This window comes from Streptomyces sp. NPDC047072 (assembly GCF_040643855.1).
In the GTDB taxonomy this organism is placed as follows: Bacteria; Actinomycetota; Actinomycetes; order Streptomycetales; family Streptomycetaceae; genus Streptomyces.
The window spans coordinates 1-12,415 of sequence record NZ_JBEYVC010000249.1; the positions used below are offsets into that span (position 1 = coordinate 1).

Here is a 12,415-nt window from a genome sequence, read left to right on the forward strand (position 1 = left end):
CCGCAGTCTTTCGCTGGGGTCGGTTGGTGCTCGCAGGAGCTGCTCGATGACGCGCTCTGCGCGCAGGTGCGCATCGACGTGTTGGCCCGTCAGCAGCGCGAGGCGGGCCGGCTGGCGGAGCGCGCCCGGATTGCTCGGGACCTGCACGACACGCTCGCGCAGGAGATCGCCGGCAGCCGCATGCTCCTCCAGGCCGCCGAACGCGACTGGGACCGCCGTCCGGAGGCGGCCCGCCGACAGGTGGGGGCGGTCACCGAGGCGCTCGGCGAGCATCTGGCGCAGACCCGCGGCATCATCCACGACCTCACCCCGCCGGTGCTCGCGAGGGACGGTCTGGAGTCGGCGCTGCGCGACCTGTGCGCCCGCGCGGACACCACGGCCGGGACACCCCGCGTCTCCTTCCGCACCGAGCACGACGCCTGTCCGCTGCCCACGGAGCAGGCCGTGGCCCTGCTGCGGGTCACCCAGGGCCTCCTCGCCAACGCGTGCGAGCACGCGCGCGCCGATCACGTCCAGGTGACCCTGGTGTACGACGACCCGGGGTCGACGTCCGTCGAAGTGCGCGACGACGGCACGGGCTTCGATCCCGCAGCCGTACGGGCATCGGGGGACTCCCGGGGCTTCGGGCTCGGCGCGGCCCGCGAGCGGCTGGTCGCGCTGGGCGGTTCGCTCACCGTCGACAGCGCGCCGGGGCGCGGCACACGCGTGCGTGCGTCGCTGCGGGACGCGTCGCGCGCGGAGGACCGGGTACCGGTGGGCGCCCGATGAGCGAGCCCCTGCGCATCCTGATCGTCGACGACCACACCGTCGTACGAGCCGGTCTGCGCGCCCTGTTGGAGGGCGAGCCCGGTCTCGACGTGGTCGGTGAGAGCGGCGACGGCACCGAAGCGGTGCGCCTGGTCCAGCGGCTCGGCCCCGACGTGGTGCTCATGGACCTGCGCCTGACGGAGCCGGGGGCGGCGGGCACGGGCATCGACGGCGTCGAGGCGACCCGTCGGATCCTCGCCGTCGACGCGGGCGTACGGGTCGTCGTGCTCACCAGCTACGGCAGCCAGGCCGACGTGCTGCGGGCCGTGGAGGCGGGGGCGCGCGGGTACGTCCTCAAGGCGGGCCCGCCCGAGGAACTGTTCCGCGCGGTGCGTGCCGCGGCGGCCGGAGGGCTGGCCCTGGCCCCGGAGGCCGCCGCGAGCGTCGTGGGGCGTGCGGCGGAGGTGCCGGCGCTGAGCGAGCGGGAGGTCGAGGTCGTGCGGCTGCTCGCACAGGGGCACAGCAACCGGGCCATCGCCGGCGCGCTCTTCCTGGCGGAGGCCACGGTGAAGACCCATCTCGTACGGATCTACCGCAAGCTCGGCACCGAGAACCGCGCCAGCACCGTCAGCGAGGCCGTCCGGCTCGGGCTGATCGAGCTGGTCTGACGCGCCGCCCGCAGGCCTGCGTCCAGGTCGCCACGAACACGGCGAGGTCGGCCCCGAAGGCTCGACTCGGCCATCGGGGGCAAAGACGGCGACCGACCGCGGGGTGCAGGCACCGCGGTCGGCCGCCGGGTTCAGGGGCCCGTCAGGGTCACTTCTGGACGGGCTTGCCGCGGCCCCAGGCCCAGGCGAGGCGGTCCGCGCCGGACTGGTTGGTGGTCTCCAGCCAGGGCCTGGTGGACGGGCCGACCAGCTGCTGGATCGAGTAGGTGTCGTCGGTGCGCAGGCCCGGCCAGTACACCGAGCCCATCTTCAGCTCGCGGAAGGTGTCGGTGACGGCCTGGACGTAGTTGACGTAGTTGTCGTCCGGGGTCGGCACGTTGTAGTCCAGGCCGGTCGTCATCGGGGCGCCGAACTCGTCGGCCACGGTCCGGTTGGCGCAGTCGCCGATACGGACCTTCAGGTCGGCCACCCACTGGTCGTAGGTGGCGTACGACTTCCAGAAGCCGTAGTGGTGCAGCGAGAGGTAGGTGCCCTTGAGGCGCGGGTCGGCGCAGACCGTGGTGACGTGGTCGTTGTAGCCGGCGCCGCTGACGAAGACCCGGTCGCGGGGCACCGAGGGGTAGGTGGCGAGCCACTTCGCGGCGATGTCGGCCCACTCGGTGTCGGTGTAGCCGTGCGGCTCGTTCATCGGCTCGAAGTAGACCCTGGGGTTCTTCTTGTACGTCTTGACGACGGTGTCCCACATCGGCCAGTAGGTGGCCGTGTCGTCGATGAAGCCGTCCTTGCGGTCACCGGTGCCCTCCCAGTAGGACACGATGACCTTGAAGCCGCGGTCGGTGGCCGCGTCGATGACGCCCTTGTACGACTTCCAGTACGCGCCGTTGACGGTGTACGGATTGATGGGCAGCCGGACGGTGTTCGCGCCGAGGTTGGCGCGGAACGCCGAGATGACGCGGCTGGACTTGGCGTACGTCTGGGCGTAGGAGTCCGAGGTGGACAGGCCGGACAGCTGGAGCTCGTCGTCGGCGAAGTTGTCCCGTGGGTCGGCCCAGTTGACGCCCTTGAACTGCGTGGTGTCGATGCTCGGCGGGGCGGCGGAGGCGGGGCCGGCCGCGAGGGTCGTACCGGTGACGGCGGCTACGGCGACCGCGACGAAGGCGGCACGCAGCCTGGACGCGCGGTGGGGGGAGACAGGGGTCTTGCGCATCGACGAACCCTTTCGCAATGACAGCATGTTTACGTAAACATGACGGCGCCGGAATCGTGGCATCCGACCCAGCGGTCGTCAAGGTTTCACACACGTAACATCCGGTGCGGTGCGCAACAGGTGCGCGGCCGGCCGACGTCGAAGGAGGCGCCAGTGGTGGAGCGCGGAGGGTCCGGTGTCCCGGGCGGGCGGCGCAAGCAGCGGGTGTCCATGGCGGATGTCGCCCAGCTCGCCGGAGTGTCGTCCCAGACGGTCTCCCGGGTCTCCAACGGCCATCCCGGGGTCGTGGACGCGACGCGGGAGCAGGTGCTCGCCGCGATGCGGGAGCTGGGCTACCGGCCCAACAGCGCGGCCCGCGCGCTGCGGTACGGGCAGTTCAACACCATCGGCGTGATCCTGTTCAGCCTCTCCTCCACGGGCAACAGCCGCACGGTGGAGGCGATCGCGACGCACGCGGCCGCCGAGGGGTACGCGATCACGCTGATCCCCATCGACGTGCCGACGCAGGACAACGTCCTCGGTGCGTTCACCAGGATGGGCGAGCTGGCGGTCGACGCGGTGATCGTCATCATGGAGGTGCATCTGCTCGACGCCGGGACGGTGCAACTGCCGCCCGGGGTGCATGTGGTCGTGGTGGACTCCGACGCCGGCGACCGCTACAGCGTGGTCGACACCGACCAGGCGGACGGCGCGCGGAAGGCCGTACGGCATCTGCTGGAGCTGGGGCATCGCACGGTGTGGCATGTGACCGGGCCGCAGACGTCCTTCGCGGGGCAGCGCCGGACGCAGGCCTGGCGGACGGTGCTGGAGGAGGCGGGGTGTGTGGTGCCGCCGCCGCTGTACGGGGACTGGTCGGCGGAGTCGGGGTACGCGGCCGGGCTGGAGCTCGCCCAACCGCCGGACTGCACGGCGGTGTTCGCGGCCAACGACCAGATGGCGCTGGGGCTGCTGCGGGCCTTCCACGAGCGGGGTCTTTCGGTGCCGCACGACGTGAGCGTGGTCGGGTTCGACGACCTGCCGGAGGCCGCGTACTTCGTGCCGCCCCTCACCACCGTCCGCCAGGACTTCGCCGAGGTGGGCCATCGTTGCGTCCAGAAGGTCCTCCAGCAGATCCGCACCCACGGCGGCTCCAGTCCGGGCACGGATCTCGTCCCGACGAGCCTGGTGGTGCGCGGGAGTACGGCGCCGCCTCTTTGTTGACCTTGCCCCAAGGGGAGCCCGCAGGCTCGGTCTGCGGATCGGCTGCGGGCGGAGGGACACGGGATGCGGGTGCTGGTCGACGTACGGCCCTTGCGGGTGGGCACGTTCCGGCGGTTGTGGGCGACCGGGATCGTGACCTCGCTGGGCGCCCAACTGACGGCCGTCGCCGTGCCGTTGCAGATCTACGAGGTGACCGGCTCGTCGGCCTGGGTGGGGCTGGCCGCGCTGGCCGGCCTCTTCCCGATGGCCGCGGCCGCCCTGTGGGGAGGAGCGCTCGCCGATGTCCGGGACCGGCGACGGCTGTTGCTGGCGACCACGCTCGGAATCGCCCTGACATCCCTGCTGTTGGGGGCGCAGGCCTGGGCGGACCTGCGGTCGGTCGGGGTGCTGCTCGTGCTGGTGGCCGTCCAGCAGGCCCTGTTCGGCGTCAACACCACGGTGGGCCGGGCCGTCACTCCCCGGCTGGTCCCCGGCGAGCTGCTTCCCGCGGCCAACTCCCTCCAGGCCACGGTCGTCCTGTCTGCCGGGATCGCCGGTCCCCTGCTCGCCGGCTTCCTGTACCCGGCCGTGGGCGGCCGGACCCTCTACCTCGCGGACGCGGCGGCGGTGTGCGCCACCCTGTGGGCGGTGTGGCGGCTGCCGCCCCTCCCCCCGGCATGCGCGGGCGGGCGGCGGCCGGACGGCGGGCTGCGGGGCATCGCCGACGGGGTGCGTCTCGTCGTACGGCATCGGGTGCTGCCGGCCGTCTACCTCGCCGACTTCGCGGCGCTGTGCCTCGGCCTGCCCACGGCGCTCTTTCCTCAGCTGGCGAAGGAGACGTTCCACGCGTCGGACATCGGGATGCTGTACGCGGCCGTGTCCGCCGGCGGCGTGCTGGCGGGGCTGTTCTCCGGGGCGTTCACCCAGGTCCGGCGCCACGGTCTCGCGGTCGCCGGGTCCGCGGCCCTGTGGGGGCTGGCGATCACCGGGTTCGGGCTGTGCCGCTCGCGGACCGCGGCCGTGGCCTGGCTGCTCCTGGCCGGGGGCGCGCTGCTGGCACTGGGCGTCTTCCGGAAGACCGTTCTCCAGAGCGCCGTCGCGGACGGGATGCGGGGGCGGCTCCAGGGGATCGACACCGTGATCGCCGCGGGCGGACCGCGGATGGGCGACCTCGCGCACGGTGTGGCGGGAGCGGCGTTCGGGACGACGTGGGCCGTCTCGGGAGGCGGTGCGCTGACGGTCGCGGCGATGCTCGGCCTGCTTGTGCTGTTTCCGGGCTTCCGGCGGCATCGGACGGCGGAGACCGTGGGGACGCGGTGACGCGGTGACGCGGTGGGAGCTCGACGGGGCTCAACTCCCCTGCTCCGGGCGGGCGCCCGCCCCCACCGACAGGGGTCGGTCCGTGCGCGGCGGAGTGGCGAGGACGGTCGCGACCGCTTGCAGGTAGCCCGGGACCCGGAGCAGGAACGCGTCGTGGCCGGCCTGCGAGGAGTGGTCGCGGTGGTGGGTGAGCGGGACGCCCAGCTCGTGGAGACGGGCCGTCAGGTACGCGGTGTCGGCCGCCCCGAAGAGCCGGTCGGACTCGAAGCTGAAGAGGTGCGCGGTCGGGGTGCGGGGGATCTTCGGGAACGTGGCCGGGGGCCGGGCGAAGGCGTCGTAGCGGTCCATCGCCGCGGTGAGCCGCAGATAGCTGTTGGCGTCGAAGCGGGCCACGAAGGAGCGGGCCTGGTGTTCGAGGTAGCGCTCCACGGCGTACGGGCCGTAGGCGCCGCCCCCGGCGGAGGCGCGGGGCTGCTGCCGGCGGCCGAACTTGGTGGCCAGGGAGCCCGGGGACATGTACGTCAGGTGGGCGATCATCCGGGCGACGCCGAGGCCGTCGACGGGTCCGCGGGCGTCGGGGCGCCGGGCGTAGTGGCCGTCGGCGAAGGCCGGGTCGGAGCGGATGGCGGCGCGTCCGGCGGCGTGCGCGGCGAGGCCGTCGGCGGAGAGCCGGGCCCCGGTCGCGACGAGCAGGAACCGCCGGGCGTCGCCGGGATGGCGCAGCAGCCACTCCAGGGCCTGCATGCCGCCGAGCGAACCGCCCACCACCGCGTGCAGGTCCGGGCCGCCCAGGTGCCGGAGCAGTTCCCGGTGGACGGTCACCATGTCGCCGACCGTGACCTCGGGGAAGTCCGCGCCGAGGGGCTGACCGGCCGGTCCCGGGCTCCAGGGGCCGGTCGTACCCGCGCAGCCGCCGACGACGTTGGCGCACACGACATGGAAGCGGGCGGTGTCGATCGGGCGGCCGGGCCCGACCATCTCCTCCCACCAGCCGGGCAGGTCGTCCGGGGTGTGCCGGGCGGCGTGGGAGGTGCCGGTGAGGGCGTGGCAGACGAACACCGTGTTGGGGCGCGCCGGGTCGGGGCGGCCGTACTCCTCGTAGGCGACCTGGACGTCGGTGAGAGTGCCGCCCGCTTCCAGAGACAGCGGCCGCTGCGGCGGGAAGAGCAGGGCGGTGCGTTGGTGGCGGCTCATCGGGGCGGGGAAGGCGGGGGTTGGGGCGCCGGGGGTGGGGGCGCCGGGGGTTGAAATGCCGAGGGCGGGGAGACCGGGGGTGGGGGCGCCGGGAGTGGGAAGACCCGGGGCCGAGACGCCGGAGGCCGGAAGACCCGAGGCGGCGACACCGGGGGCGGGAAGACCCGAGGCCGAGACACCGGAGGCCGGAAGACCCGAGGCCGAGACACCGGAGGCCGGAAGACCCGACGCGGCGACACCGGAGGCCGGAAGACCCGACGCGGCGACACCGGAGGCCGGAAGACCCGACGCGGCGACACCGGAGGCCGGAAGACCCGACGCGGCGACACCGGAGGCAGGAAGACCCGAGGCCGAGACACCGGAGGCAGGAAGACCCGAGGTCGAGACACCGGAAGCGGTCAGGTCGGTCATCGTTTGGCTCCCGTGAGTGTGGCCGGCGTCTGTTCGGGGCGGGTGGTCGCCCGGCGGGTCGCGGCGGCGCCGAAGGCCTCGAAGAGGCGACGGGAGACGGGGTCGGTGGTCGCGTACCACTCGGGGTGCCACTGCACGCCGAGCGCGAAGGCCGGCGCCCCCGCCACGGACAGCGCCTCGACGACCCCGTCGGGCGCGACGGCCTCGCGGCGCAGCCCCGGTGCGAGGGTGTCGACCGCCTGTCCGTGCAGGGAGTTGACGCGGGCTCGGTCGGTGCCGCCGAGCAGCCGGTGCAGGAGGCCGTCGGGGGCCACGGCCACCTCGTGGGCGGGCAGGTACTGCTCGTCCCTGGGCAGGGTCGCGTCCTCCCGGTGCGCGGCCGTGCCCAGGGCGCGCAGGGTGCCGCCGTAGGCCACGTTGATCTCCTGGAGGCCGCGGCAGATCCCCAGCAAGGGGAGCCCGCCGGCGACCGCCCTGCGGACCGCGCGCAGGGCGAGGGCGTCGCGGTCGGGGTCGAAGGGGCCCGGGCAGGGCGGACCGGCGTAGTGGGCCGGGGCCACGTTGCTCTCGTGGCCGCCGAGGACGAGGCCGTCGCAGCGGTCCAGGACCTCGGACGGCAGACCGGGTCCCGGGAGCAGCACCACCGCGCAGCCCGCGGCCTCTTCGAGCGCGGTGACGTAGGCGCGGCGGACGGCTGCGTGCGCCACGCCGTCCCAGGTCTCGGTCGCGCAGGCGAGGGCCACGAGTGGTCGGTGGGCCGTGCCGCGAGCGCTCCCTCCGGACCGGTCGGACCTGCCGAGAGCGCCCTTTCCCGTTCCGTCGGACATGCCGAGAGCCCCCCTCCCCGTTCCGTCGGACATGCCGAGAGCCCCCCTTCCCGTTCCGTCGGACATGCCGAGAGCCCCCTTTCCCGTTCCGTCGGTCATGCCGTGAGCGCTCCTTCCAGGTCGGCGAGGAGGTCGTCGAGGTGCTCGATGCCGACGGCCAGCCGGATGGAGCCCTGGGTGACCCCGGCGGCCAGCTGGTCGGCCTCGGGGAGCTGGGCGTGGGTGGTGGAGGCCGGGTGGGTGGCGAGCGACCGGACGTCCCCGATGTTCGTGACGTGGGAGACCAGCCGGAGCGACTCGATGAACCGGCAGCCCGCCTCCCGCCCGCCCTCCAGCTCGAACTGCACCAACGGCCCGCCGTTGTCGCCGAGATAACGCTCCGTCAGCCGCGCCTCCTCGCCCTCGGCGAGCCCCGGGTAGCGGACGGAGGCGACGCGCGGGTGGGCCTGAAGGTAGGCGGCCACCCGGCGGGCGTTGTCGCCGTGGGCGCGCATCCGCAGCGGCAGTGTCTCGAGTCCCTGGAGCAGCAGCCAGGCGTTGAAAGGACTCAGGCAGGGGCCGAGGTCGCGCAGCAGGGTCTCGCGGGCCTTGAGGAGGTAGGGGGAACGGCCGAGCGGGCTGTCGAGGTCACCTCCGGTGCGGGTCCAGACGACTCCCCCGTGCGCCGGGTCCGGGGTGGTGAGGAGGGGGTGGCGGCCGGCGTGTGCCTCCCAGTCGAAGCGGCCCGAGTCGAGGATGAGTCCGCCGAGGGTGGACCCGTGGCCGCCGATGTACTTGGTCGCCGAGTACACGACGATGTGGGCGCCGTGCTCCAGGGGGCGGCAGGCGTACGGCAGCATCGTGTTGTCCAGGACCAGCGGGACCCCGCAGGTCTCGGCGAGTTCGGCGACCTCCTCGATCGGGAAGATCCGCAGCCGGGGGTTGGGCAGGGTCTCGCCGAAGAAGCAGCGGGTGTGCTCGTCGGCCGCCTCGGCGAAGTTCTTCGGGTTGCCGGGGCTCACCCAGCGGACCTCGATGCCGAAGCGGGCGAAGGTGTTGGCGAACAGGTTCCAGGTGCCGCCGTACAGCTCGTCGGAGCTGACGATGTTGTCGCCCGCCTGGCACAGATTGAGCAGGGCGAGGGCGATGGCGGCCTGGCCGGAGGCGACGGCGAGGCCGGCCGCCGCGCCGTCGACCGCGGCCATGCGTTCTTCCAGCACATCGCAGGTCGGGTTGTTCAGGCGGGTGTAGGCGTGGCCGTCCTGCTGGAGGTCGAAGATCCCGGCGGCCGCGGCGGTGCTGGGGAGTTCGAAGGCGGCGGTCTGGAAGATCGGGGTGACGACCGGCGGGGTGATGCCGAGGCGCCACTCGTAGCCGCCGTGGATGGTGGCGGACCGGGCGGTGCGGAAGGTCTTGCGGGCGGTGGGGGCGGGAGCGTCGTGGTCCGGCATCAGCGGTCTCCTCCGGGTCGTTCGGTACGGGTGCGCCACGCCGTTCTGCCGAGCAGGGCGGCGAGCAACACGGTCAGCAGCAGGGCGGTGGGGACGCGGTCGAGGCCGGACGGGGGCGGCAGGTGCGCGGCCAGGACCAGCACGGCGGCGGCCCACCAGACGACGAGATCCTCACCGAGGACGAAGTCGCGTAGGGCTCGGTGGTGGGGGGTGGGGGTTTCGGGGGGCGGGGTTCGCGGGGTGTGAGGGGGCCGGGTGGTGGGGGTGGTTGGGGTGGGGTCGTGGGCCCTGCACCGGCTGGGCGGGGCCGCAGGGGTGGGGGGCGCGGGCCGTCTCGGCGGCACCTGGGGCGTGGGAGGCGCGGGCCGTCTCGGTGGCGCCGGGGGCCTGGGTGGCACGGGCCATCTCGGTGGCACCTGGGGCGTGGGAGGCACGGGCCATCTCGGCGGGGCCGACAGCGTGGGCGGTCCGAGCCGGGCCGAGGGCATGGGCGGTCCGCGCGGGGCCGAGGCCGTGGCTGCCTCCGGCGGTCCGAGCGATACGGCTCGCCCGGGCAGCCCCTGGATCCCGCGCCACCCACCCGGCCAATCCGGTCCACCGAGCCCACCCGGTCCGCGTAATCCACCCAGCCCGCCGGGCCCAACCGGACCGCTCGGTCCACCCGGTCCGCGTGATCCACCCGGTCCACCGAGCCCACCCGGTCCGGTTATTCCACCCAGCCCGCCGGGTCCAACCGGACCGCTCGATCCGCCCGGTCCGCGTGATCCACCCAGCCCGCCGGGCCCACCCGGTCCGCCCGGTCCCCTGTGTCCACCTTGTCCGCCCGACCCACCCGACCCACCCCGTCCACCCAACCCACCCCCGCCCGTACGCGCCAACCACAACGAGCCCGACCCCGCACATCACCGAGGCGAGCAGCACTCCGACCCTGCCCGAGGTGACCGCCGCAGTCCCCTGGGCGGTCAGCAGTACGGCGATCAGGGCTTTGGCGGGGCGTTCGGGGAGGCGGGGGGTGGGGCGCCGTCCGCGCAGGGCCGGTGCGAGCGCGCCGGAGACGAGCAGCAAGGCCAGTGCCGGGACCCACCACAGGCGGCCCCCGGCCAGCGCTGCGACCCCCGTCGCCACGACCACCGTCTCGGCCCCGGCCCTCAGGACCGCACCTCCCACCACTCCACGGCCGCGCACCGCGTCGTACAGCGCCGCCTCGTCGCGGAGCGGCACCTCCCCCGTCTCCCGGCGTGCGGCCCACGTCAGCCACTGAAGCCCGGCCACCAGCACCACGGGACCGCTCCAGACGTGCGGCAGAACCACGAGAACTCCCGTGCCCACCGCCGCCAGCACCAGCACCGTCACCATCGGCAGGACGGCCGCGCGCACCATCCCCGCCCGGTCCACCGACGCGACCGCGGCCAGCGTCGTGCGGGCCTCCCGCGCCTCGACCGCGCCGAGCAGCGCGACCGCGACGAGGCCGGGCCACGGCGTCGTCACCCGGAGACCGTCCGCGCCGGCGCCCGGGTCCGGCCGGCGGCGCGTCGGGCGAACCAGTGGGCGACCGAGGCGTCCAGGTACTCGGGCCAGGGCGGGCACACCGTGGTCGTGCCGCTCGGCGGCAGCACCCGGTCGTCCTCGAAGTACGGCCGGTACACCCCGATCAGCCGGTCCAGCAGCGCCTTGTCCGGCATCGGGATCCCGCGCACCTGCCAGGCGTCCAGCGAGCGCCGCAGGAACTCCCAGCGGCGGAACGGCACCAGCGTCACCTCCCGTACGGGAGCCCGTCCGACGGCCGCCCGCGCCCGGTCCAGCGCCGCCACGGCCCCGGTGACCAACTCCCCGAGCCGGGGCGCGGCCGGCCCCGCCGCGGCGACGACATCGCCCACCGGCCCCTCGTACAGCACGCGTTCGAGCAGAGCGGCGAGTTCCGTGGCGACCCAGTCGACGGGGACGATGTCGATCCGGCGGTCGCGTCCGCCGGGCAGCAGCGGCGGCTCGTGCCGTTCGATGAGGCCGAGCAGCGGATAGATGCCGTGGAAGCGGCCGATCACGCCGGTGCGACTGTGCCCCACGACGAGACTGCACGCGAACACGACCGGGCCGAGGTCCGCGTAGTCCGCGCGCAGCAGGCGTTCCGCCTCCGCCTTCGTGGCCTCGTAGGTGTTGCGGTACTCCCAGCCGTCCGTCGCCGTGTACGCCGAGGAGACGTACACGAGGCGGGTGCCCACGCCCAGCGCGCGAGCCAGATCGGCGACGTTGCGGGTGATCTCGACGTTGCCGAGCCGGGCCGCCTCCAGGGACGCCGTCCAGGAGACGTTGGCCGCCGCGTGGACGACCACGGTCCGTTGCGCGGGGGCGAGTTCACGGGCCAGGGCCGCCGTCGCCCGCGGGTCGGCGAGGTCGCGGACGACGGGCCGGATCCGCGCCCGGACGGCCTCGGGGGCCGTGGCCAGGAAAGCGTCCCGGGACCGCTCGCCGCTGAACACCCCGACCACCTCGGACCAGGGCCCGCGCTGTGCCACCACCTCGGCGAGCCCGCCGCCCACCGCGCCCCCGATGCCGGTGACCAGCAGCCGTGCGCCGCTCACGGCGACACCGGAGCGGGGCGGCGGTCCCGGATGGCGGCGAGCATGCTGCGGGAGTTGGACTCGATGGCCTGGATGCCGATGGGGTCCAGGACCGCGGCGAGCGAGGGGATGCCGATGTCGAACTCGATCTCCAGCACCACCCGTACCCCGGTGGGTGTCTCGACCAGCTCCCAGAATCCGCGGAAGACCTCCAGGTCCCCCTCGGTCTGGTCGAAGTCGATGCGCCGCATGGGCGTGAACACATCGCGCTCGTCCCAGGTCAGCTCACTGCCGTTGAGCAGCACCCGCCAGGAGCTGAGCGCGGTCCCCTCCCCGCGTTCCAGGAAGCGGATGCCGAGGACGTCGTCCATGTAGCCCGCGTGCGCCTCGAAATCGCACAGTACGGTCCACACGTGGTCCAGCGGGGTGTCGTCGATGTCGACCTCGGTACGGACTACGGGCACGGTGCGGCCTTTCTGGTCAGGGGACAAGCGTTTCCGGTACGGCGGTGAGGGCCGCGGCGATCGCGTCGAGCCCCTCGTCGAGGTCGTCCGGGGCGATGACCGCGGGCGGGTAGACGCGCAGGACCCGGGGATTGCTGAGGCAGAAGCTCAGCAGTACCCCGTGTTTGGCGGCCTCCAAGACGGCCTGGCCCGCGACGGCGGGCGCGGCGGTGTCGACACCGATCATCAGTCCCTCGCCGCGCACCTCGCGGATCCGGGGGTCGTCGCGCAGCAGTTCACCGAGTCGCTTGCGGGCGTGCTCGCCGAGGCGCCGTACCTCGTCGAGGAAGCCGTCCTGCCGTACGACGTCCACCACCGCGCTCGCGACCCGGCCGGCCAGCGCGCCGCCGGCGAAGGAGGAGGCCAGGACC

The 12,415-nt window shown here is 74.0% G+C and carries 13 protein-coding genes; 4 read left to right on the forward strand and 9 right to left on the reverse strand.

Features of this window, described 5'->3' with window-relative positions; translation table 11 throughout:
- Together ABZ896_RS49210 and ABZ896_RS49215 are read left to right on the forward strand one after the other, a co-directional pair.
- Window positions 1–768 (forward strand): sensor histidine kinase (locus tag ABZ896_RS49210; RefSeq protein ID WP_360944808.1); only part of this gene is annotated, 768 nt, incomplete at its 5' end.
- Window positions 765–1,415, forward strand: coding sequence for a response regulator transcription factor (locus ABZ896_RS49215; RefSeq protein ID WP_360944811.1), 651 nt, complete (start codon window positions 765–767; stop codon window positions 1,413–1,415). The genes ABZ896_RS49210 and ABZ896_RS49215, both read left to right, overlap by 4 nt.
- A gap of 148 nt (window positions 1,416–1,563) precedes the next feature.
- On the opposite strand, the gene ABZ896_RS49220 is transcribed toward ABZ896_RS49215, so the two are convergent.
- Complete coding sequence (locus ABZ896_RS49220) at window positions 1,564–2,622, reverse strand: cellulase family glycosylhydrolase (RefSeq protein ID WP_360944814.1); 1,059 nt, start codon at window positions 2,620–2,622, stop codon at window positions 1,564–1,566.
- Window positions 2,623–2,775: 153 nt separating this feature from the next.
- On the opposite strand from ABZ896_RS49220, the gene ABZ896_RS49225 reads away from it, so the two are divergent.
- The gene (locus ABZ896_RS49225) at window positions 2,776–3,822 is read left to right on the forward strand and encodes a LacI family DNA-binding transcriptional regulator (RefSeq protein ID WP_360944817.1); all 1,047 of its coding nucleotides are present in this window, start codon (window positions 2,776–2,778) and stop codon (window positions 3,820–3,822) included.
- Between the two features lie 63 nt (window positions 3,823–3,885).
- Window positions 3,886–5,121 carry an MFS transporter gene (locus tag ABZ896_RS49230; RefSeq protein WP_360944820.1) on the forward strand — a complete coding sequence of 412 codons (1,236 nt, stop codon included), beginning with the start codon at window positions 3,886–3,888 and terminating at the stop codon, window positions 5,119–5,121.
- A gap of 30 nt (window positions 5,122–5,151) precedes the next feature.
- Here the strand turns inward: ABZ896_RS49230 and ABZ896_RS49235 are convergent, their stop codons facing one another.
- The 8 genes from ABZ896_RS49235 to ABZ896_RS49270 form a co-directional block, all read right to left on the reverse strand.
- Complete coding sequence (locus ABZ896_RS49235) at window positions 5,152–6,726, reverse strand: homoserine O-acetyltransferase (protein WP_360944823.1); 1,575 nt, start codon at window positions 6,724–6,726, stop codon at window positions 5,152–5,154.
- The gene (locus tag ABZ896_RS49240) at window positions 6,723–7,553 is read right to left on the reverse strand and encodes a gamma-glutamyl-gamma-aminobutyrate hydrolase family protein (RefSeq protein ID WP_360944826.1); all 831 of its coding nucleotides are present in this window, start codon (window positions 7,551–7,553) and stop codon (window positions 6,723–6,725) included. The genes ABZ896_RS49235 and ABZ896_RS49240 overlap by 4 nt, the downstream gene beginning before the upstream one ends.
- A gap of 95 nt (window positions 7,554–7,648) precedes the next feature.
- Window positions 7,649–8,983, reverse strand: a complete 1,335-nt coding sequence (locus tag ABZ896_RS49245; protein WP_360944829.1) for an O-acetylhomoserine aminocarboxypropyltransferase/cysteine synthase family protein — start codon at window positions 8,981–8,983, stop codon at window positions 7,649–7,651.
- Window positions 8,983–9,126 (reverse strand): hypothetical protein, encoded by a 144-nt coding sequence (locus ABZ896_RS49250; protein ID WP_360944832.1) that lies wholly within the window; start codon window positions 9,124–9,126, stop codon window positions 8,983–8,985. Before ABZ896_RS49250 ends, ABZ896_RS49245 begins: the two co-directional genes overlap by 1 nt.
- Before the next feature lie 28 nt (window positions 9,127–9,154).
- Window positions 9,155–10,471: a hypothetical protein gene (locus ABZ896_RS49255; RefSeq protein ID WP_360944835.1), complete on the reverse strand. Its 1,317-nt coding sequence runs from the start codon at window positions 10,469–10,471 to the stop codon at window positions 9,155–9,157.
- Complete coding sequence (locus ABZ896_RS49260) at window positions 10,468–11,562, reverse strand: SDR family oxidoreductase (RefSeq protein ID WP_360944838.1); 1,095 nt, start codon at window positions 11,560–11,562, stop codon at window positions 10,468–10,470. The genes ABZ896_RS49255 and ABZ896_RS49260 overlap by 4 nt, the downstream gene beginning before the upstream one ends.
- Window positions 11,559–12,005 (reverse strand): SRPBCC family protein, encoded by a 447-nt coding sequence (locus tag ABZ896_RS49265; RefSeq protein WP_360944841.1) that lies wholly within the window; start codon window positions 12,003–12,005, stop codon window positions 11,559–11,561. The genes ABZ896_RS49260 and ABZ896_RS49265 overlap by 4 nt, the downstream gene beginning before the upstream one ends.
- Window positions 12,006–12,021: 16 nt before the next feature.
- Window positions 12,022–12,415, reverse strand: a 394-nt coding sequence (locus ABZ896_RS49270) for an aminotransferase class III-fold pyridoxal phosphate-dependent enzyme (RefSeq protein ID WP_360944844.1), incomplete at its 5' end; no start/stop codon positions are given.

What these genes read in the sequence shown, in the direction of transcription:
- ABZ896_RS49215 (WP_360944811.1), top strand. Translation starts at nt 765, where the DNA reads ATGAGCGAGCCCCTGCGCATCCTGATCGTCGACGACCACACCGTCGTA.
- ABZ896_RS49220 (WP_360944814.1), bottom strand. Translation starts at nt 2,622, where the DNA reads ATGCGCAAGACCCCTGTCTCCCCCCACCGCGCGTCCAGGCTGCGTGCC.
- ABZ896_RS49230 (WP_360944820.1), top strand. Translation starts at nt 3,886, where the DNA reads ATGCGGGTGCTGGTCGACGTACGGCCCTTGCGGGTGGGCACGTTCCGG.
- ABZ896_RS49235 (WP_360944823.1), bottom strand. Translation starts at nt 6,726, where the DNA reads ATGACCGACCTGACCGCTTCCGGTGTCTCGACCTCGGGTCTTCCTGCC.
- ABZ896_RS49240 (WP_360944826.1), bottom strand. Translation starts at nt 7,553, where the DNA reads ATGTCCGACGGAACGGGAAAGGGCGCTCTCGGCAGGTCCGACCGGTCC.
- ABZ896_RS49245 (WP_360944829.1), bottom strand. Translation starts at nt 8,983, where the DNA reads ATGCCGGACCACGACGCTCCCGCCCCCACCGCCCGCAAGACCTTCCGC.